24 protein-coding genes and 1 tRNA gene are annotated in these 20209 nt (G+C 56.1%); 17 read left to right on the top strand and 8 right to left on the bottom strand.

Annotated elements, in window-relative coordinates:
- Positions 1-39 precede the first annotated feature (39 nt).
- Positions 40-810: a thiazole synthase gene (locus tag HAD_RS13575; protein WP_035572570.1), complete on the top strand. Its 771-nt coding sequence runs from the start codon at positions 40-42 to the stop codon at positions 808-810.
- A 141-nt stretch (positions 811-951) separates the two neighbouring features.
- Here HAD_RS13575 and HAD_RS13570 read toward each other — a convergent pair whose 3' ends face one another.
- Positions 952-1893 carry an isopenicillin N synthase family dioxygenase gene (locus tag HAD_RS13570; protein ID WP_035572569.1) on the bottom strand — a complete coding sequence of 314 codons (942 nt, stop codon included), beginning with the start codon at positions 1891-1893 and terminating at the stop codon, positions 952-954.
- Between the two features lie 181 nt (positions 1894-2074).
- Here HAD_RS13570 and HAD_RS13565 point away from each other — a divergent pair.
- The 5 genes from HAD_RS13565 to HAD_RS13545 all read left to right on the top strand — a co-directional run bounded on the left by HAD_RS13565 (position 2075) and on the right by HAD_RS13545 (position 5318).
- Positions 2075-2164, top strand: a tRNA-Ser gene (locus tag HAD_RS13565).
- A gap of 320 nt (positions 2165-2484) precedes the next feature.
- A complete protein-coding gene (locus tag HAD_RS13560; RefSeq protein ID WP_035572566.1) occupies positions 2485-3045 on the top strand; it encodes a hypothetical protein in 561 nt (186 codons plus the stop codon).
- A gap of 1 nt (position 3046) precedes the next feature.
- Positions 3047-3493, top strand: coding sequence for a hypothetical protein (locus HAD_RS13555; RefSeq protein ID WP_035572564.1), 447 nt, complete (start codon positions 3047-3049; stop codon positions 3491-3493).
- Between the two features lie 71 nt (positions 3494-3564).
- Positions 3565-4302: a lysozyme inhibitor LprI family protein gene (locus HAD_RS13550; protein ID WP_084331971.1), complete on the top strand. Its 738-nt coding sequence runs from the start codon at positions 3565-3567 to the stop codon at positions 4300-4302.
- Complete coding sequence (locus HAD_RS13545; RefSeq protein WP_035572559.1) at positions 4299-5318, top strand: SIMPL domain-containing protein; 1020 nt, start codon at positions 4299-4301, stop codon at positions 5316-5318. Before HAD_RS13550 ends, HAD_RS13545 begins: the two co-directional genes overlap by 4 nt.
- Before the next feature lie 19 nt (positions 5319-5337).
- Here the strand turns inward: HAD_RS13545 and HAD_RS13540 are convergent, their stop codons facing one another.
- From HAD_RS13540 to HAD_RS13520, 5 genes are all read right to left on the bottom strand, one after another.
- Positions 5338-5799: a hypothetical protein gene (locus tag HAD_RS13540; RefSeq protein WP_035572556.1), complete on the bottom strand. Its 462-nt coding sequence runs from the start codon at positions 5797-5799 to the stop codon at positions 5338-5340.
- Positions 5800-5956: 157 nt separating this feature from the next.
- Positions 5957-6163 carry a hypothetical protein gene (locus HAD_RS13535; protein WP_035572554.1) on the bottom strand — a complete coding sequence of 69 codons (207 nt, stop codon included), beginning with the start codon at positions 6161-6163 and terminating at the stop codon, positions 5957-5959.
- A gap of 11 nt (positions 6164-6174) precedes the next feature.
- Positions 6175-6672: a hypothetical protein gene (locus HAD_RS18135; protein ID WP_051596308.1), complete on the bottom strand. Its 498-nt coding sequence runs from the start codon at positions 6670-6672 to the stop codon at positions 6175-6177.
- A 195-nt stretch (positions 6673-6867) separates the two neighbouring features.
- Positions 6868-7275, bottom strand: a complete 408-nt coding sequence (locus HAD_RS18680) for a hypothetical protein (protein WP_035572552.1) — start codon at positions 7273-7275, stop codon at positions 6868-6870.
- A gap of 2 nt (positions 7276-7277) precedes the next feature.
- Positions 7278-7589: a hypothetical protein gene (locus HAD_RS13520; RefSeq protein WP_035572551.1), complete on the bottom strand. Its 312-nt coding sequence runs from the start codon at positions 7587-7589 to the stop codon at positions 7278-7280.
- 124 nt (positions 7590-7713) lie between these two features.
- Here HAD_RS13520 and HAD_RS13515 point away from each other — a divergent pair, with 124 nt between their 5' ends.
- The 11 genes from HAD_RS13515 to HAD_RS13465 all read left to right on the top strand — a co-directional run bounded on the left by HAD_RS13515 (position 7714) and on the right by HAD_RS13465 (position 12738).
- Positions 7714-8040, top strand: a complete 327-nt coding sequence (locus HAD_RS13515; protein WP_035572549.1) for a hypothetical protein — start codon at positions 7714-7716, stop codon at positions 8038-8040.
- 136 nt (positions 8041-8176) lie between these two features.
- Positions 8177-8563, top strand: coding sequence for a hypothetical protein (locus HAD_RS13510; protein ID WP_035572546.1), 387 nt, complete (start codon positions 8177-8179; stop codon positions 8561-8563).
- A gap of 137 nt (positions 8564-8700) precedes the next feature.
- Entirely contained in the window at positions 8701-9057 is a 357-nt protein-coding gene (locus HAD_RS13505) for a hypothetical protein (RefSeq protein WP_035572545.1), read from the top strand.
- A 10-nt stretch (positions 9058-9067) separates the two neighbouring features.
- The gene (locus HAD_RS13500; RefSeq protein ID WP_156942288.1) at positions 9068-9700 is read left to right on the top strand and encodes a hypothetical protein; all 633 of its coding nucleotides are present in this window, start codon (positions 9068-9070) and stop codon (positions 9698-9700) included.
- A gap of 91 nt (positions 9701-9791) precedes the next feature.
- Positions 9792-10223: a hypothetical protein gene (locus HAD_RS13495; protein WP_035572540.1), complete on the top strand. Its 432-nt coding sequence runs from the start codon at positions 9792-9794 to the stop codon at positions 10221-10223.
- A 65-nt stretch (positions 10224-10288) separates the two neighbouring features.
- A complete protein-coding gene (locus HAD_RS13490; RefSeq protein ID WP_156942287.1) occupies positions 10289-10606 on the top strand; it encodes a hypothetical protein in 318 nt (105 codons plus the stop codon).
- 8 nt (positions 10607-10614) lie between these two features.
- Positions 10615-10887, top strand: coding sequence for a hypothetical protein (locus HAD_RS13485; protein ID WP_035572538.1), 273 nt, complete (start codon positions 10615-10617; stop codon positions 10885-10887).
- A 226-nt stretch (positions 10888-11113) separates the two neighbouring features.
- Entirely contained in the window at positions 11114-11305 is a 192-nt protein-coding gene (locus tag HAD_RS18610; protein WP_156942286.1) for a hypothetical protein, read from the top strand.
- Positions 11298-11609, top strand: a complete 312-nt coding sequence (locus tag HAD_RS13475; RefSeq protein WP_156942285.1) for a hypothetical protein — start codon at positions 11298-11300, stop codon at positions 11607-11609. The genes HAD_RS18610 and HAD_RS13475 overlap by 8 nt, the downstream gene beginning before the upstream one ends.
- Positions 11593-11868 carry a hypothetical protein gene (locus HAD_RS13470; protein WP_156942284.1) on the top strand — a complete coding sequence of 92 codons (276 nt, stop codon included), beginning with the start codon at positions 11593-11595 and terminating at the stop codon, positions 11866-11868. The genes HAD_RS13475 and HAD_RS13470 overlap by 17 nt, the downstream gene beginning before the upstream one ends.
- A 357-nt stretch (positions 11869-12225) precedes the next feature.
- Positions 12226-12738 (top strand): 4'-phosphopantetheinyl transferase family protein, encoded by a 513-nt coding sequence (locus HAD_RS13465; protein WP_162177519.1) that lies wholly within the window; start codon positions 12226-12228, stop codon positions 12736-12738.
- On the opposite strand, the gene HAD_RS18130 is transcribed toward HAD_RS13465, so the two are convergent.
- Complete coding sequence (locus HAD_RS18130; protein WP_162177518.1) at positions 12735-18815, bottom strand: beta-ketoacyl synthase N-terminal-like domain-containing protein; 6081 nt, start codon at positions 18813-18815, stop codon at positions 12735-12737. The genes HAD_RS13465 and HAD_RS18130 overlap by 4 nt on opposite strands.
- Entirely contained in the window at positions 18812-20188 is a 1377-nt protein-coding gene (locus tag HAD_RS18125; RefSeq protein ID WP_051596305.1) for an SDR family NAD(P)-dependent oxidoreductase, read from the bottom strand. Before HAD_RS18125 ends, HAD_RS18130 begins: the two co-directional genes overlap by 4 nt.
- Between the last annotated feature and the right edge of the window lie 21 nt (positions 20189-20209).

Below are 20209 nucleotides of genomic sequence, written 5' to 3'. Positions count from 1 at the left end.
CCTATACGAATTGCCTATCTGTAGAATTGGAACTGTCCCTTGAAAGATCCTCTCATAATTGCCGGAAAATCCTATGGTTCGCGTCTTATCGTGGGCACCGGGAAATATGCCTCTTACCAGCAGAATGCTGATGCTGCGCGCGCAGCCGGTGCAGAGATTGTGACAGTCGCCTTGCGGCGCGTGAATTTGTCCAATCCGGATGAAGAGCGCCTGACCGATTTTGTTAAGCCGGATGAATTCACTTACCTGCCGAATACGGCGGGCTGCTTCACGGCGGATGAAGCTGTGCGCACGTTGCGGCTCGCCCGCGAAGCAGGCGGTTGGAATCTGGTGAAACTGGAAGTCCTGGCGGATCAGAAAACGCTATACCCGAACATGCCCGAGACGCTGAAAGCGGCCGAAGCGCTTCTCGCGGATGGGTTTGAAGTGATGGTGTACTGCTCCGACGACCCGGTTTACGCGAAAATGCTGGAAGAGGCGGGGTGCTGCGCGATCATGCCGCTCGGTTCGCTGATCGGTTCCGGGCTGGGCATCATGAACCCGGTCAATATCCGCCTGATTGTGGAGCAGAGCCGTGTGCCTGTGATCGTCGATGCCGGCGTCGGCACAGCGTCTGACGCGGCCATCGCCATGGAACTCGGTTGTGATGGTGTGCTGATGAATACAGCCATTGCTGCTGCCAAGGATCCGGTCCTGATGGCGTCGGCCATGAAGCATGCGGTCTTTGCCGGTCGCGAAGCCTATCTCGCTGGACGCATGCCGAAGAAAATGTACGCCGATCCAAGTTCTCCGCTCGCCGGTTTGATCTGATTCTGCGCTTCAGGCGGTCCAGGACAATCTACGTATTTTCAGCCCGGTACGTATCAAAGTGGTTTCGTTGATCGGTGCCACTTGGTGAAACGTAAGCTGGCCTGAAGCGCGCGATGAGATGTTTGGCGTTGGAAGAGAGGCCTACGCTTTGACGAGTCCGATTTCGCGGAGACGTTCCATGAGGTAGTCCTGCGCGGTAATCGGTGGCTCGGCTTTGCCGCCTTCCGCGACACAGTCCGGCAATGCCTCGATCATCACATCCTGGTTGAAGTGCAGGAAGAAGGGGGTCGAGTAACGCGGAAACCTGGAGCGTTCCGGGGAGGGGTTTACGACCCGGTGTGTTGTGGAAGGTAATACGCCGGCCGTGAGCCTTTGGAGCATGTCCCCGCAATTGATCACGAGTGCGTTGGGCGGCGGGCTCACGGCGAGCCATTTGCCGGAGCGGTGCTTCACTTCCAGCCCGGCTTCTTCGGCGCCCAACAGAAGTGTGATGACATTGATGTCCTCGTGGGCGCCGGCCCGCACGGAGCCTTCCGGCGGAGGGTTTGTCTGAGGGGGATAGTGGAGAAGGCGAAGTATCGAATTGCCGACATCGACCTTGTCATCGAACCAGGACTCTTCCAGCTTCAGATGAAGTGCCACGGCCCGCAGCAGCTGACGGCCGAACATATCAAGCGCATCATACAATCCACGTGTTGCAGAATCGAAGTCCGGGACTTCCGGAACAGATGGCGTGTCCGCCATGGTCGATCGGTAGGGGGAGTTGGCAGGCAGCGCGCGGCCGGTGTGCCAGAACTCCTTGAGGTCTGCTTCGGCTTTGCCCTTGGCGTTCTCGGTTCCAAAAGCTGTATACCCGCGTTGGCCCCCGCCGGCGCGGCCGTCATATTTCAATTTGGTTTCTTCTGGCAGAGCGAAGAAGTCTTTGGTCGCTTGCAGGTTCGCATCGATGACCGACTGGGAAACCGGGTGTTCGGAAATGACGGCAAAACCGGTTTCACGGAACGACCGGCCGAGTGCGTCAGCGAAGGCCTGCTTGTCTTCCTGCCAAAGGGGGAACGGGACGGGTTTGAAATATTCGGTCATCTGTCCTGCCTAGCCAGCTTGTGCGATGCGGAAATAAGTAACTACCACAGGACGGGTCGCCGGATACAGCCAAAGGCATTTGCCCGCTGCGGGAAATGGGCAATTTCCCAACAACCGCAGCCGATAAGACGATGGGGGCTTGCGGTTGGGCGAACCATTCAATAGACCGACAGTCCGCGCTGGAGAGGTGGCCGAGTGGCTGAAGGCGCGCCCCTGCTAAGGGCGTATACGTTAACGCGTATCGAGGGTTCGAATCCCTTCCTCTCCGCCACGCCGCCAAATGTGAAGCACACGCCGCGCGCTCCCCTTTCGTCCGACAGCATTCAGAAGCGCCGTGATCCAGTGGTTAGCCCAGTTGGTAGAGCATCGCGTTTACACCGAGAGGGTCAGCGGTTCGGGCCCGTTCCCGCCGACCATCCTGTTCAAGGCATTATGGCTTTCCGCTGCGAATTCGGTCTGTAAACCCGCCCGCCAGTCTTGCATCTTAAAGCCGTGTAAGCACGTCTCAGGCAATCCGGGCTTAATTTACTCGGATCAGCTGGATGGGAACGGGGGCAAGTACAGGTGAGTTCATATTCCTATCATAGCGTTATGCCGCACCGTGTGGCTGTCACGTGTCCCGAATGTGCAAGTGAAGCCGTTTTCGAATTCGCGGAGCGCGTCCGGATAAAATCCAACGATGATCTTCATTGGTTTGAAAAATCGAAGCACTTCGATTGCCTGAAGCAGGCAGATCCGAATGGGCAGTATTATCATTCAGCGATCTTTTACCATAAGCTTGTGGGCAATGCCTTCCCGTTGATAAGCGATCTTCCGCGCGGATATCGAATCGACGATTGGGCGCATTCCGAACATCAGTTCCGCCCCTTAAGCGACTGGCGAGGCACCCTCGTCTGCGAGTCATGTGGCAAACGTAGCAAGCACACTCTGGACTGGCCAAAGGAAGCCTATTTTCAAATAGAGTATAGAAATCAGAATTTGTGGGCGTTTGATCGTGCAAGCAGCGCGGAGCTGATAGACTATATCTGCGCGTCGCACCGAAGGGCGGACGATTTTATCTATTGGCCGTTCCTGATGAAAATTCCTCACGTCTTTCTGACAAAGCAGGCGCGGGAGCCGGTCGTGAAGCGTTTGAGAAAAAGACTGGCGTGAAATGGACACCGCAGCGAAATTCGTGGACGGCAATGAGATCAGCCTGATCTGCTGGCGGGATTGGTATGACGGTCCGGTGTCCGGGCTCGCGCATTGGGACGGCAGTTATGTCTGGTTCTGCCTCAAGAGCGATGCTGGGGAAGAGATCCGCACCTATGAGCTTTTTGCACTTACACGGGAGCAGGTCGCGGAATGCCTGGCCTGGTTTGAGGAAAAGCGCGAATGGTTCGAAACCCGAGCGCCGCAGATCCGCAATATAAGACGCGACATTGCCGACGCGGCAGAACAGGAACGCCTGATCGCAGCGCAAAGACTATCCCTGCGGGAATGGAATGGTCCCGAGATCTGCTCGCATGCCATCGCGCGGTTTACCGATGATCATGTGGGGGCTGGCTGGTTCGATGCCGAGCGGTGGTGCCCGCTGCAAGACGAACCAAATCCGACCTAGGAAAAGCCATTGTTTTACGTCGTGATGAGCCGGATCGAGCTTATCGAGCATTTTATCAGGGGACTATTTTCATGAGATTTGTATTGGTTGCGGCATTGTCCATGTTCGCGCTGAGCAGTTACGCGGAAACCGCTTGCGACTTTCCGGAAGACATGTGCGTGGCGCAGGAAGCGTTTGAAGCGGCCGACGCGCAAATGGAACAAACGCTTGAAGCTATCGAGATCAAAATCGAGAACAACGGGTTCGAGGATTTCATGGTCGAGTCCGCGGACATCAGTGAAAGCCTGGAGCTGGGGCAGGCGGCCTGGACAAGTTATCAGGATGCGCATTGTGCCGCCGTTTATCGTCTGATGAGTGGCGGCACCTCCCGCCATGAGGATGAGCTGAACTGCCTCACAGAGCTGACCGAGGCGCGGACCGCGCAATTACAGTCGCTTTATGACGTGACGGCGGACACTGTGACGGACGATGATCTCAGCTGGCTGCATGGCGCCTGGTATGAGAGCTGTTCTTCCAGCGGTTTCGTTTTCCATTTTTTCGTCAATAGCGACGGTGTCTTTGCAGATACGGCACCAGAAGGCGGCTTTCCTGCGGATCCGAGCCAAATGCCCCCGGCAGATATTCTGCTGGGTTACAACGGAGTCGTTGAAATTACGCCATTTGGTTGGGATACCGGTTTTTTGCGGATCAAGTCAGGTGGTCAGGGCAACCTGATCGGCGAATCGTATGAAACAGTTGATGGATCAACGATCCTGATCGACGAGTTCGAGCTTTTTCAGTGTCCAGATAATAAAAGTACGGATGAATGAGCATATCGGAAGATGATGTTTTAGGTGTTCTGAAACAGATCGAGACAGGCGATATAACGCTTGTACCTGATTACGATCCGCAAGAGCGCATCAAGGGCGATGTTCTATACCGCGCCAGCAATGGCTGGACGATTGAAGTGTCCAACTGGAGCGGTGAGTTCGCAGGGATTGTGGAGATCGGCCTTCCGGACGGCAGCATTCTGGATATCGACCACCTTGATCGGTGCATGCCGGGGGTGGCCGAATACTTTCCCGGCAAAGACGTTGCTTGGCGGGCCTACCGCATGAAAGCGCTTGAGACAGGTTTCATCTATCTTTCAGATGACAAGCTTGGCCGGTTTGCGGATGCCAGAGAGGGGATGGTGGTGTCGAACCCGTCCAGCGAACCGCCATGGATCATTGTGAATCACAGCCTACGGGATGTGACGGTCGCTCGGTGGCCGGGCCGGCTTTGGCTGGCGCAGGTTCTGGACAGGCTGGAGCCGCAGGATCATCGTGGAAATTATACGCGATGCGTTTCGGTAAAGATCGTCCGGGAGATGCCGACGCATAATCTGTTCGGTCCGTATGGGGAGCAGGTGGAACAGGTTCTGCGTTTTGCAGGCGGCCTTGATCGCGGAGGTGCTGAAAGACTCGCGAGTCATCGTCACCCGGACGCAGCAGAACTCACCTCTCAAGGTTGGCATCGCTGGCAGGCATTGGTGGCGGAAAAGGACGGTACACCGGACCGGGACATGCGCGGGGTCGTGACAGCGGCGAATAATCAGAAATCACCTGTCGGCCACGGACTGTCGCTTGCTCATCGCGCTGTCTCGGATGCGGCCGAGCGAATTGATGGTGATGCGGCTTTTGAGGAAGACGAAGAAGAACGCTGGCTGATCGGGCCGTGGGCTGCTGCCGGCAGTGCCATGCTTGAAACAGTCTGGGGGCTCGGCGCGCCGGAACTGTTTGACGTGCCTGAGCGGGAAAAACTTCTGCGGGCATGGCAGAAGAGGCCGGGGCATGACGGAGTTTGAATGTTGACCTCAAAGTATTCTATCGACGGCTCCATTCTTCCCAGTACGACTTGCAAAGATTGTCCAAAAATTCGATGGAATAGCAGGTGTGGTTTGCATCCCAAACGTTTGCGCTTTGTGTCCGGACAAAGAGGTCGCCTCCGATAAAGTCTGACGGAAAGGCATGTTGCGCACATGTGACTTTCACAGTGCCATCATCATCTTTTGCTTCGAGGATTTGCAGATCAGTGGACATAATAAATTCCAGATCCGTCAGCGTTCTCGACTCGTTTGTCTCATGGTCTGGCCAGGTCACGAATTTGATCGGGCCGGAAATTTCGAGTTCGACATGAAATCCCTTTAATTCCGGAGAAATCCTTTGAGCCAGATACAAGATGGCAACTTCAAGAATGAGCTTGTCCTGCTTCAGTTCGTATTGCTTAATTCCGCCGTCGTGAAAGAGTGAGAAAAGACGCGCTATGTCGCTGCTACCTGTTATCATTTGAGGGTGACCTTTGTTCGGTGAGGCTTCATCATCACGTTCAGAGATGAGAATCGATCCAGATTTCTTGAGAGTGCGAACCGTGAAGACGTGGTAGAAGCGGCCTTAAGCGTGACGGTGTTGCCCCAATAATTCTTGAGAGTAGACACCGTAACTTTCAGCTGCCCACATACCATTTCGGGTCATGACTTTCGGCATAAGCGGTCAATGCGCGCTGGTGGATCTTCAGATCTTTGTGCTTCTTCCCATCCGGAAAATGAATGCAGAAACAGCCTTCGCCCACATGATCGATTGTGTACCGAACGTTTTGGTATTCGACATGGCCACCCCGACCCTCATGCACGACTTTTATTTTATCAGACATTGTCCGCCTCGTTATTCCAATACCTGCCACTCGGTGATCGAAGTCGCCGGGCGGACCTCCCAGTTCTCACCGTCGCGGCTGCGGTAAGCCGCATAGGTCGTGCAGCATCCGCCTGCGCCCAATGCCTGGGTGCCAATTTCGATCTGGATAAATTCGCCGTCAAATTCGAGACGCTCTCTGATGCATTGTTGTGGCAAGGGATAGGGTGCGGGCTCAAACAGGAGCGTCCAGGTTTCCGGCGCGCCGCCGGAGGAGGCAGATTTGTACACCTTGCAGGATTTGATTCCGAAAAGAACGGGCTCGCCAGTTGCTAATGGAAGCTCGACGGTTGGTGTCGTGAACACCGGCTCAGCCGAAGGCGAGCTGTCAGTTTCCTGATGGGTCGGAGATGTCGGTTCAGAGCAGGCGGTCACGGCCGCCATTACGCCGATAAGGGTGATGAAGGGGATTGAGGGGCGCCAATACAGTATCTGTCGTTCACCCATCCGGTTATTGTGCTTCATCACCATTCAAAATTATCCAATCAACTTTGCTGAAAAAAAACCGAGTTATGCCTCATCGCTGATGATCTGCCAGCCCAATGCCAAGGCGATCCGTTCTGCCAGACCGGTGCAGATATCTGCTGATTTTTGATCCCCTTTGGCCTCACATAACAGCGGTACATGGCCCTCAACACATCCTTGATGAAGTACTCATGCGTGCAATCACTCTTCATCCTCCCAAATGAAGGCGCAGTCTTCGTCTTCCAGGAAAAGTTTCAGACGTGCTTTGTCGCCCGCAAATACATAAGTCTTGTCCGGCATGGGGACGGCATCATTCAAGACATCTCCAATAAAGCCTTTGATTGCCGAATTCATGACGGCTTTGGAGCTGTATGGCAGACCGGCTTCCAGATAAGTCGAGCGTTCAACATATTTTCTAAGGCTAGCAATAACGGCATCATCATGTGCGCCTACACGCTTAAAGCTAAAGCTGACATGATCGTTGAGAATGATCCTGAAGATGATCTCCACATGGTCTTGGTAAACATAGATATCTCGCGACATACCATAATAGGATTTGAGATAGGCACAGTCCTCAAAGTGCGTGATCAGTTTGCTCGATTTTGACATGATCACCCGGCAAACACATGGCTGAAAGCAATGATGAGTTTTGTGGTCATCTGTATTGTGAGGCCTTCCGGGCGGCTGACTTTCCAGTGGCTCGCGCTGGCCGACAGCGTGTCGCGGAACGACATCACCCGATGGGCCATCTGCTTCTCGACATGCGTTTGTCCTTCATAGTGTTCAGAGAGGACGGTCAGTGCCTTCAGGAAGTGTTCGAGCCGCTCAGTCTCCACATCGTCGCTCATCCGGAATTTCGTGAAGAGGCCATCATCGGCGTCATACTCGTGTTCGAACAATGCGAATGCGTCTTCCGTCTTCATGGTGTCTTGAATCGCTTTCCTGACTTCGGCGTTAAACTAGTCCGGACAAGTTGACGAGATAAAGGCGCAGATCGCCATAATTTGTTACCTTTCAAGCGGGTATGTTTGCCCGAGGGAGGGATGCATGTTCAGGCATTTTGATATACGTCCGGAAGCCTCTTGGAGTGACTATACCCCTAACGGCGTTCTGGCGGACCATATCTATAACCTGGCCTTGCCCAGGGTGAACGAGCAGGATTGGGCCTATATCAATCCGGCGAGCGGGATTGGAATATTTGAAGATGCAGCAGGAAATTACCTGTGCCTTGAGACAGCGGATGAGGGGGCAGCGAATGTCATACAGTCCATGCATTGCGGACTGGAAGACGAGACGCCTTCGGAGATGAAACAATTTATTGATCAGTTCGTGACGGATTTCGATCTGATCGTCGCACTTAAAGAAGACACGTAACGCAACGCCGAATTCGATAGAGCGGCAAGGTGTCAGATCACCGGCTTGGGTGATGGAAGAGGGGGAGAGTCATTGAGCTTCAAAGCATTTGTCACAGCCACATTACTTTTCTTGGGGACCGAGCGTGAAGGATAATATGGACACCGCGTCGCCCGAGCACGCTGTCGCTTGTTTAAAGCGATGCGGGGTTGAAGCGGTGCAGACTGACTATGGATTTCGGGTTTTGCATCCGGAGTTCGGTGATCGCATTTTTGCCGATTGCGGCATGGACAATGACAGCTCCATTTCGCTGTCCGTGAATACGGATGAGTCGCTGCCAGTCATTTGGTTTTTTCGCGTGGACTTCATGGAAATGGCGAACTTCATCGCGCAGGCCTATGAGCATTGTGGCGATGTAGCTCCCACACCAGCCGCAATAGTAAGTGCTATGCGCGCGCTTGAAAAAACTTATGACGATACAGCTCTGCGCGAAATGACGGCAGCGTTTCTCGGTGAATTAGAGGACGATCAAGGGTCGGCGTAAAGCCATTGCGCTAACCGACATTTTTGAAGGACGAACGGAATTTGAAGGACTCAAAAACACAACTTCACAATAGAGCGGTCAATACGACTGAAGTACACTCAACGTCATCCTTGTTCCGGCGCCTTTGGCCAGCGGCTGTGGCGACGGCCGCCTTCGCTGCACTGGCGCATGCCGCGCTTGTCGCCGTCGCTGCGAGGTCGTTCGGTCTGGAGCTCGCCTATATCGCGGTCCTCAGCTTTGTGGTGGCGCTGGTTGTCGCCCTGATTGGCGGAGCAGTTTTGCTCGCAATTGTCAGAGTATTGAGGCTGGGGCTCATCTCGTCTTTGCTGTTGTTTCTGATTGCTGTTCAGGCGGTTGCCATCTGGGTGGAGTTCTATTTCTTCGAGTTCCAGAATGGCTGGGCCGACATATCCTGGCAATACGGATTGATCTCTGTTCCCGCCTCGTTGGTCGCGTGGCATCAGTCAGTGTTTTACAATCATAAGCGTGCTTGAGGAGCAGCCCATGTCGAGATTTTGGATGCTTGCTGCGATTGGTGCATTTGGTGTTTGCCTTGCCAGCTGTGCAAAGGCTGAACCGCCGGAAGCAATGGAAGAGGCGGCGACGGTGCAACCTGGAACAATAGAAGAAGCGGCGGTGGTGCAAGACAGCGCAAAATCTGACCCGTCCTTCGCAGAACTGTCACCGGACGATTTTGACGACCCCGGTATGTATGACCGGCTAGCCTTCATCAATACCTTCTCAGAACGCCTGAGACGCGGTGCTGCGGTGGCGGACATGATGGCGCCAACTTTCTTCTTCGTATACGCGGAACAACATGAATGTGCGGGCTACACGACAGGGTTTGAGCCTTCGGTGCCCGCCAGTGATATCGACAGACGTTTCATGTTTCCGGCGACCTTTGCATGGGATGGGGGCGACTGCGACGTCCCACCCGATCCCAACATGGTTCTGCCGTTTCATCTCTCCGATACGGTTTCTAGCTGGGACCGGATAGATATTGAGGCCGTGGATGCCAACTACACCGTGTTCAGCCTGATGGACCCAAGCCGCCATGATTATGTGTTGTTGAATACGGAGCCCTCTGGTGACACCTATGAGATCACCCAGATCGATTACCGCTGGGAATTCAGGTGATGCACAGAACGAGTGACGCATGTTTTGCGCAATTGTGCACGCAGCGCGCTGACACGAGGCCCAGTGTTTTTTTGATCGATAGAGATGCCTGATGACAGAGTTGGTTGTCACCGTCGATAAACCTCGCCCTGACTTTCGGGTATTTGTCGACCTTATTTATGGTCCGGGCCGCAACGTGGACACTGAAGGTGACGCTATCAACGTGTGGAACCGGGACTGGCGCGAGCTTTACATTCGCGACCGCGAGCGTGATACGCCTAGCGTGGAAATATACGCCGCACCGGAACAGCCGCTGAAATTTGCCGTTATATCGGATGACGCCGAGCTTGCGGAACTCGTGGCACTCTATCTGTATTTGTCTTGCGGAGCGGTGATTGAGCGAAATGGACACGCTTTTTCGGCGGAAGAAATATTACGCCTGAAAAAGAAGTACACAGATGCGCTTGCCCGTGCAGCCAATTCGATCTGGCACCAGTCCGGTATCGACAATCCTTTTCCGAATTTAGCGGTAGGTCCGTCATGAGCAGGAAACCGCGAGAGCAAGACCGCCGTACAGCACGCAAGATAGCGCAGGCAAAGACTGCTTACATGAGCAACGCCAAGTGGCGGAAGCTGTTTTCTGCCTTGCACGATTTGCCAGGCGGGTGCGCTGTAGTGGGGATCAAACTGATCAGTCATCCTACTGTACTCAGCGTGCCTACGCCCGGGCCGGATTTTGAGTTTGAAGATCATTTCGGCGAATGCGGCGGTGTTACTTGTGTGCCATTCTCGCATATCGAATTTGTGGGCGTTTCTAATTTTCGTGCCACGAATTCGGAGCTGATCCAGCACATCAATTCGTTTGGGAAATGGCCAGTCACGGAGGCCGACGAAGGCATCCTCATTCACGGCTATGACTGGGGTTGAGGGCAGCGATGGCACTGGATGTTCACGAGTATAAAGACGGCCGCATGGGACAGCTTTTGTTTCAGATCGATGACAAAGCCTATGGTGCCCTTCAACCGGCCTTTGACAGGTTCCGGCAACGCACCGGAGGTTTCGTGGATCCGTATGGAGATCTTATCGTGGATTCGCAGCTTTCTGTTCTGATTTCTAAAATTGCCGAACTGAAAGTGAAAACGGATCTGTTGGCCGTACTTGAGGCATGCAGAGACGAGGGCAGCGCGATTATCTTTGTTGGGGACTGAGGAATGAAAAAAATCTATGATCTCGCCGTCACACTCGCGCAAGATCCCGCGCAAGTTACTGACGCGCAGGCGCTGACTCTTGACGATGCCCGGCCGGGGTTCGGTCTCAAGGGCGTCTATGGGCTCTTTGGAAGTGACGAATGGTGGGGGAATCTGAAGACCGGCCGTATGCCTACAGTCATTTATGAGGGCGAAATCGAAAGCCTTCAGTTTGAGGGCATGCACAATGAGGGGCGTTCCGTTCACGCTCCGGCTCACAAAAGGCGGTCACTACACATACAGCTGCGTGGCCAACGAAAAATCCGACATGGGAGCCTATGCGGTAGGGCGAAAAGTGCGCGTGACGACCTATTCGGAGCCCATGAAAAGCGGTTCGGATCTTGAGTTCGTCTGGATGGTGGAGATCGATTGTGACTGACGCCCGCGTCCTGCGCTTGTGCGTCCGATTCTACCCTCCGAGCCAGGGTGGCCGGATAGCCTTGCCGGACTTCTCTGGTGGCGAATACCGCCCGCACTTGGTATCGGACGAAGAAGTGAACCAGGATTACCTGGGCGTGCAGTTTGTCGAGTGCGCCGATCCGGTGGATTTTGTCGTCGATTTGCGGGTGAGCGTCCAGCTGCTCTATGACGGGGTCGATTATTCCGGTCTTGTCCCGGACAGTTCATTCACCATCAGGGAAGGCGCACGAACCGTGGGGGAAGGGCATGTCGTATCTTGCTAAGCAGTTGTCAGAGTGGACGGACATCGACGTCGCCGCTTGGCACCTCGCCATCTCACTGGGCTTGATGCAACCGCCACAGCCGGATGCACCGGCGTTTGCTTTCGGTGGCCGGAAGGATCTTTTCTGGACCAGCAATCCGCTTGGCGATCTGATGTTCCGGCTGCTTGGTGACCTGCAGACTCTGGGCGCTGTTGAGGCACACCCAAAGGACGACCATCTGCTCCGCTGGAATGCCTCTTATCAAAGTCCAGATCGATGATGCGGGCCAGAGCAGGCAATCTCCACGCGTGATTCCAACCGGCAGCTTTGCGACGCAATCAGTATTGCCGGTTATCGCTAGCCAAAGTCGCGTTGAGCGATTTTTCTTCGCATAGAAAATTCTCTGTTCTGCCGGTTTTCGTCGTTCGCTGTTCTGTCTGGCATTTGGAGGTGGGGCGGCCTACAAATCGGATTGATGCTTGAGACTGTGCATTCCATTGGAGGGGGCGGACCGCCACAGCGTGGGGCTGAAGGGACGTGGTTTTGGAAATCCGTTCAGCGGGCGATAGACCCGGGCGTTCTGTCAGAGGCGGAGACGGCCCGCGTCGCGCGCCTTGTCTCACCAGTTAAACAAAACATGCTCTCGGCCAGTCTGGCGGAGCGGCGCCACCTGCTTTCCGAGTTGCTCGGATGCGCACCTGACCGCGTGGAGATTGCCCATGATAATTTGGGTAAACCCAGCCTGCCAGGTTTCCCGAATGTCGAAATCAGCTTTTCGGACAGCGAAGGATGGAATGCGCTTTCCCTGTCCCGCACCGGACCTGTCGGCGTGGATCTGGAACTCATACGGCCTGTCAGTTGGGAGCCGATGCTGAAGATGCTGGCCCGGCCCGAAGAGGCCTCCACTATTCGCGTTGCCTTGGCTGAACGTCCGGGGCTGGAACCCTTCTTCCGATGCTGGACCGCTAAGGAGGCTATCCTCAAGGCGGGTGGCACAGGCCTAAAAGGCGGTGCACCTCGGATCAAGCTTCCGGCGACCTATATCGCGGGCCACTCGGATCAGTTCACCATGGAACATGATGCGTTGGTCCTGTCTGTCGAGACCCGTCAGGTGGGCCAGCTTGTTCTGAGCAGGGCTCTGGCAGTTTAGCCGAGATCTTTGAGCGACACGCTCATGGGGCCAACTTCATAAACGCGAAGACCGTCCCGCCACAGACTGCCTCTTGCGGTTATAAGCAGGTCTTCGCCACGGTCCTCGATACTCAGGATCTCCATGACACTCGTCACGGTTTTCCGCTCAGGCGTAACCTGTCCGCGATAGCTCCACTTCATGGGCGCGTTTGGCGCGAGCGTGGTCAGGTGCGGGCGCTTCGTGCCCTTGTGCAGGCCCTTTTTCCAGACAAGCTGTGTCAGTGCCTGGACCATGGCGTCCAGACCGAGGGAACCAGGCTGGACCGGATCCTGATAGAAGTGCGCCTTGAAATACCATGCATATGGATCCACATGCTGTTGTGCGCGGATCAAGCCAAGGCCAGCCTCACCGCCATCCGGATCACAGAAGTCGATTTCGTCAATCATCTGCATTCTGCGGGAGGCGTGCGGCGCCTGAATGTCGATCTGCATTGCGGTCGGGCGCAGGTCGAAAGCCTCACTGAAGTGGGGCTTTGCCGGCAAGCCAGCCTGGCGAACCAGAGAAGAGGGCGGGAAGAAGCCGAACTGTGTCTTGAGGTCCAGCACTTTTCTGCCATCACCGGTGATAACCTCGACATCGAACGAGACGAGCGTCATCGGCCCGACCTTGGAGATGCTCGTCAGCGTGCTCCGGACCTTCAGCATACCGTCGTTCCGGTCCACTTCCATGTGAAGGAACCCGTCACCTTCAAGGTTCCGGAACCGGAGCGTGCCCACGAGTGCAAAACCGGAATGGCTTGCGAGCCATCCACATGGTTGCAGGGCGATCTCGCAGAGAATGGCAAACGGCATGGTGCCATTCAGATTGTCATCGAAATACCAGGCATCGGAGGGGATGTCGTATTCGGCCGTCATCGTTGCGCCAAGCGTTTCCTCCGCAGGACGGGTTGTGACGGAGGTGACGCGGGAGATGAAGTGATAGGGCGGTTGCGGCAGGCGTGGGACATTGCCCTGATCGTCATATGGCCGGTACATGTCGCCAAACGCAGCGGAAGGGGCCCCATTTGCGCAATCGAGCAGCGCCGCCTGGTCGCCGCGGCTTTCGCGCTCCGGGCCGATCCGCAGCGGATGGGCATCGACGCGTGGTGCAGGCCAGTTTCGGCGCAGGCGGATGCCAAAGCGCGGGCAGTGAAAGACTTTGTGCCCGTCAGATCGGGCAAGCAGGGAGGCGTAGATTTCCGGGGTCTCTCCATCGATGATTTCATCAATGAAGACCTCATAGGTCACTTCATGGTCCTTATCCGGGATGACTTGTCCACGACATACGAACTTCGCAGTGTGTTCCGGAACAGGTTCGAAGACATACCCATCCCTTTCGACCGTCAGGCCGACGGCGGCCGCATAAAATTCCAGAGCCTGAACCGCCGCCTCCGCCATCAATGTGCCGGGCATGCAGGGGTCGTTGTGGAAGTGCCCGTCATAAAACCAGGTGGAGGCGGGGGTGGCTGCGCGAGCTTTGAGATAACCGCGCTTCCATGGTCCGCCTTGCGGGTCAAATGCGATGACATCTTCAAATAGCGCCAGCTTTCCATCCGGAATATGTGGTGGATTGGAATGGGCAGCGCAGAGTTCAAAGCCCTCTCCGAAGCAGGCGAATGCATCGCCTTTCCGGAAGGCGTTCACGTCATCCTCGGAAAACCTCCGCTTGGCGCTGACGCGTTGGGATTCGAAGACGACAGGGTCCGGTGTCGGCGGGGCATTCTTCGCGGCATCCCAGATGACGCCTTTGCTGTTGGCCAACTCTTCGTCGGTGAAGAAGCCTGCCTGCCCATTGCGAACGGAGAACGCCAGTCGGTCTTCCGTGCGGCAGTCGTACTGGAAGAAGAACATTCGTACACCGCCCAATTCGGCATGCCCGGTAATTTCAATCTGGAAGTTCAGCGTGTCGTCGCTGCTTGGCAAGCCGCCTTCGTGGAACGTGATTTCGCAACCCAGCAGGCGATAGACTCGCTCATCCCTGTTTCGAAAATCGGCGCCCATCCAGCCAATCAGCGTGAGGTCGGCCTGGCCGCATTCGATTAGCGGGCCGGGACGTATGCGGCCGTCATGCGTGAAGTCCTTGTGGTTCGTCAGGTCCGTTTCAGTCCAGATCACGCCGCCCGCTTCTTCGGCCGGGGCCGCATCAATGCCGGTTATCCGGTCGACCAGCAAAAGCGGGGGTGCCGGCAGGCGCACCTGACGGCTGAACGCGTCCTGGGCCTTGAAGGCCGGACCGAAGAACTCGGACATCTTGCCTCGCGTCGACGCTTCGACAGCCAGGCGGTCGCGCTTTGGGCCGGTCGGTGTGCGCGGACGCAGAGCGGTGGTGCCGCGGACCACTTTTTGCGGAGGTTCGGCACATTTTCCCGGAACAGGTTCCGGCGGAAGGCTCGGTTTGGTCGTCTGCTGGCACGGTATGGTCATGGCATAGTCCGGCATGCGCAGCTTGGGCGCAGGGGGTAGTCCGCCATGGACAGGGCGTGCTGGGGCTTTGACGATTTTTGGCATGGGGTAAGGCACCGGTCGTTTTGCGTTCCATTGGCCGGCGGGGGCGGCCTCGTTTTTCTTTGCCGCAGTGAGCGTTTCAAGGAGCGGGGTCAGATCGATTTCCCGGCCGTCGGCATAAAGAAACGCCGCAGCATGGGCGATCTGGCCAAGGTCCGACATTTCGATCCTGTCCGTCGCAATGGCCTTGAAAGGCTTATCTTTCAATGTCTTGGAAAGGCTGGCCGTTAGCGTGTCCCGCGGGCCGAGTTCCAGGAAGGTCCGCACACCATCCGCCCAAGCCTGACGTATCGTCCTGGGGAAATCCACCGTATCGACGGCTTGCCGCGTCAGCATGTCCGCGACAACATCCGTCTCAGGCTCATAGGCGCCATGAATGGCGTTGGCGTACAACCGCACACCCGACCCAGAATGTACTTCCCGTGTGTGTAAACGACGCCACGTGTCGGCAAACGGCTGCATGGCCTTAGCGTGCACAATCAGGTGCTGGTTCATTTTCACACCAGCGCGTTTGCCAAATTCTTCGCACAGCTGGCGGCAAGACTCCGCAGGCCCGCCGATCATGCAGTCTTCATCGGAATAAATGATGGTGATCTCGACACCTGGGTATCGCGGAAGGGCAGCCTTTACTTTGCTGACCGGCGCCTGCAGCCGCCAATTGGTCCAGTCGGAGGGGACGTTGGGTCCCCAGGCCTGTTTGGCCGTTTCGAATTCACCGCCGATATGACGCTCGTACATCGCGGCATCGGAAATCTCATCAAGCAGTGCACCGGGGTCTTCCCAGTATCCAAAGGAAAACAGGGCATTGGACTCGCCGAGTGAGAGGCCGATGGCTGCGTCAGGTTTTACCTTGAGGATGTCCAGCCACAGGGCGGCGTGCGCTTGGCTAACGAGAGTGCCTGCGCACAATTGTTCAAATTCGGAAAGGCTCGCACGAGACAGAAGCGCAGCAATGTCTTCTGCACGAGAGAGCTTTGCCAGTTTCTTCCGGATGTCCGGAAACGCCATAAGAAGGCGTCTTGCCATTCGCGGATAAACGGCGGCTGATCCGGTGAACAGGAAGGCAAGCTCCCCCTCCGGCTTGCCTTCACCGAAATAGATTCCGTTCCCTTCCGGTGAGTGGCCTTTTGAAAGCTGTCGCGCTGCAGCTTCCCGCAGCGTGTCCATCTGGCTTTGGTCTGGGGCAACGATGGCTATCCGGCATTTACCTCGGCCACCTTCATGCCTTGCCTGCAGCTTCTCCGCCAGTTTTTGCGGGCTGCCAGCTGCTGCGTGGTACAGGGACGGCGTCGGTCTTAAAGGATCTGGCACCACCAATGGCGGTGCAGGCGCAAGCGAAACAACTGCGCCGGTGTTTGTGAGGCCCGTTGGAACGGATATCCGGATTTTTTTCTGAGGAGACGAGAGGGTCGGGACAGCGCCCACTGGGGTCGGCTTGTGGCTGTGGGCGTTCAGAAGCAGATCGAGGGCAATCCGAACCAAGGCGTCTGCATCCGGCGCTTTGCCGTAGATTGATGCGAACAGATCTTCCTCTTGGTGGGCTTTCGAGTTCTTCCACTCAATGGACTTGAGCGACGCGAGTATCGGATCACCTGCGGCTTCGGCATCCTCACGGCGCTTGAGAACAAGCGCGGCAGCCGCGTCGCCCGGATTGTCTATCCCATTGAGAGTCTGCAGTGCTTTCGCGCGGACAGGCTCCGTCGCGAAGTCGGCCGCGGCGACAATCGCCATCGACAGTCGGCCAGAGACGAGTGCATCAATCGCGAGATCCAGAGCGGCAGGCCCGCTCGCTGACCCCGCCGAGACGGAATATCCCATCCCCCTGATGTCCCGGCCGAACGTGATCCTGTTCGCTGTCATGTTGGCCATAGCGCCGAGCACCATCGCCGCATCAAGTTTCGGAGCGATATCGTCAGGCGATCGAGTTGTGTCGGAAGAGACTCTCTCTCTGAGCGCCCAGCGTGCGGAGTCCGCGGCGCAGGCCATGCCCGCAAAGACACCCGTCTGACTGCTCTCAACCGGCGACACACGGTTCAGCGCTTCACTGACGGTCGACAGGATTGCTAATTGATGTGGTTCGGCCTGTGTCAGGTCTAAGGGAGGTGTCCTCGCATTTGCGGCGTTCGCGCCGATTTCTTTCAGTTTGCCCGCAGCATTGATCGGCTGGTTCATGACCCGTCGCAGAACCGCTTCGGTTGTGCGATCGGTGCCGGCCATGAGCGTTGCTGCGCAGATGACGACATCCGGGGCAGGGCGCTGTTTGAAGGCTTTATTTCGCCCTGGTCGTGCGGAAGGCTGGTGCTGCTCCAGGATGAGGTGAGCATTGTTGCCGCCGAACCCGAAATTGCTGATCGCGGCGCGTCTTGGTCCGCTTTCAGTCTTCCACGAGGCCTGTGAGGACTGAACGTTCAGATTAGAATTCTGGAGTTGCTTCAGAATTTCACCATCTACCGGTGTCGGGGGCAGAGTTTCCTGTGCCATGGCGCCGGTAAGTTTTAAAACACTTGCGAGGCCGGCGACTGTGATCAGATGTCCGGTGTTCGCTTTGAGCGACCCTACAGGCAAGTTTTCAAGGTCCGCATACACAGACCGGATCGACGAGACTTCCACGCCATCACCAACGGATGTGCCGGTCGCATGACATTCCAGATATTGGATGGTGAGGGGATCAATGGCGCCGCTCTCCAGTGCCAGCTGCATGGCATCAGCTTGCCCGTCGGCCGCGGGAGCAAGCAAGCCTTTGCGCCGCCCATCATTCGAGAGCCCGCTACCACGAATGATGCCGTAGACCTTTTCGCCCGGTTCCACATCGCTGAGCCTTTTCAGGACCAACGCGGCGGCACCCTCAGATGGCACCAGGCCATCGGCGCCTTGCACAAACGGCCGGGACCTTCCTGTCGGGCTTAGCGCATTCAGGGCCTCAAATCCGATGTGGAGGATCAGATTGTCAGCCGCATTTACGCCAGCGACGACGGCGCAATCGATCTGTCCTGCCTGCAGTTTTCGGCAGGCAATATCGATTCCGTATAGCGAAGAGGCGCACGCCGCATCGAGCGACAGGCAGGGCCCGCTTGAGCGCAATGCTTCAGCTATCAGACGTGACGGAAGGGCGGAGTTAAATACCAAATGCGCAGGCGGTGGTTTTTCACCCCGCCATGTCTTTGTGGCAAATTCTACATGTCCGGCGGATGGGTAGGACAGGTTTGCAACAAATACCCCGATAGCCGACCGCTTCACTTTTGGGCTGGATGCATCCTTCCACGCATCAAGTGCAGCATTCAGTGACCAGCTACAGGTGGGATCTAATTCCTCGGCGCGAACGGACTTCAGCCGGAAGCGGTCAGGATCGTAAATACGCTCAAACCCTTTGACGCGTCCTGATACAAACGAATGTGAGTTTGAAGAAATTCCAGATAATCCCAGTTCTGCCGAGGGCACTGGGCCGTAAACGACTTTCTGCTCCATCACGATTTTGGAGAGTTCATCCGGAGAATTCGCACCCGGCAGAACACACCCCTGTCCAATAATCGCGACAGGTTCGAGATGGCTCATTGATCGCCCCATTCGTCGCCGACAACGAAACGCACTTGATCATGAGGTGAATTCAGGAGCTGATCTGCAAAGATGCGGGCGCCCTCTTGCCTGGTGATTAGACCTATTCCGCGTTCCGTGAACATACGAGCCAGAGCATCATCGACCATTCCGCCATGCCAGGGTCCCCAGCAGAATGACTTCACTTGTGTGTCAGGCATACTGGTTGCGAGTTGGATTGCGACATTATTCAGCCAAGCATTGGCCGCCGCATAATTCGCCTGTCCCTCATTGCCGAATACGGCGGAAGCTGATGAAAAAAGCGCGATGTGGCTGAGAGACCGTTTGTCGAGACAAGACAGAATGATTTCCAATCCCATGACTTTGGGGGCAAAAACAGTCTCGAAGCTTTGCAGATCGAGCGTACTGACAAGTCCGTCTGACAGAACGCCAGCTCCGTGAACCAGACCTGTGACAGCGCCCACTTCCTTTACGAGTGTGGCCAGCGTCGAGCGAAGACTTGCTCGATCTCCAATGTCTGCCTGAACATAGCGGGCGTACGCGCCGGCTGTTTCTATAGATTTTATCGTAGAGGCAATTTCTGCACCCGCCAGAAGCTTGCGTGCAAAGCGATCGATTTCCACTGGCTTCTTCGGCGTCCCGGGACGGGTCGAATTTTTTGCCAGAGCGCTCCGGAGTGCTTTGAGATCCGTTTCCGGCTCCAACCAGTCAGGCCATTCAGTCATGTCGGAGCGGCCCAGGAGGATGAAGCTTCCTCCAGTTCGATTGGCGAGCTCAACTGCACAATTGGCCGTTACGCCTCGACCGCCCCCTGAGATCAACCAGACAGGTGATGTGCTGGCGCCTTCATGGGCTGGCGGAGGAAGAAGGCCATCTCCCAGAACGTCCTGCCGGATTTCATCAGTATGAAGCATGTAATCACTGTCAGGCAGGTCCAGGGAACGAGCGACCCGTGAAGCGGTTTCATCAACATCTGCGGGCGCGTATATAGACAAAGAAGTCAATCGTGTCCCCGGGCGTTCGATCCGGAATGAACGGCACAGACCGGAAATACCGCCGATATCCGATAATGCTGGCGCCGATGCACAGTCGAGTGCGATAACGCGCATATTTCCATCGGCAGACAGGATCGCCTGGAGCGCCATATGGTGCCGATTGGCAAGGAGGCCCTCAGTCAGACCCTCCGTGAGCAGGCACAAGCCTGCGCTGTGCGGCGCGGAGACAATCCGGGCGTTGCCGCCGAATGCTTCAATCGCTTGCCGTATTGCTTCGGCGTAGTCCGGAGCAGCGTTGGTGATTTCAATTTCGCCCAAATGCTCCAGGGATGTGGTTCCGTCATACGAAGCAATGCGCACAGAATTGAGTGCCCGCACGGCATTCTGATAAGGAACATT

It is taken from the genome of Hyphomonas adhaerens MHS-3, assembly GCF_000685235.1.
Taxonomy (GTDB): Bacteria; Pseudomonadota; Alphaproteobacteria; order Caulobacterales; family Hyphomonadaceae; genus Hyphomonas; species Hyphomonas adhaerens.
The sequence above is the reverse complement of the archived record's forward strand: the minus strand, read 5'-3'. Positions and strand labels throughout refer to the sequence as shown.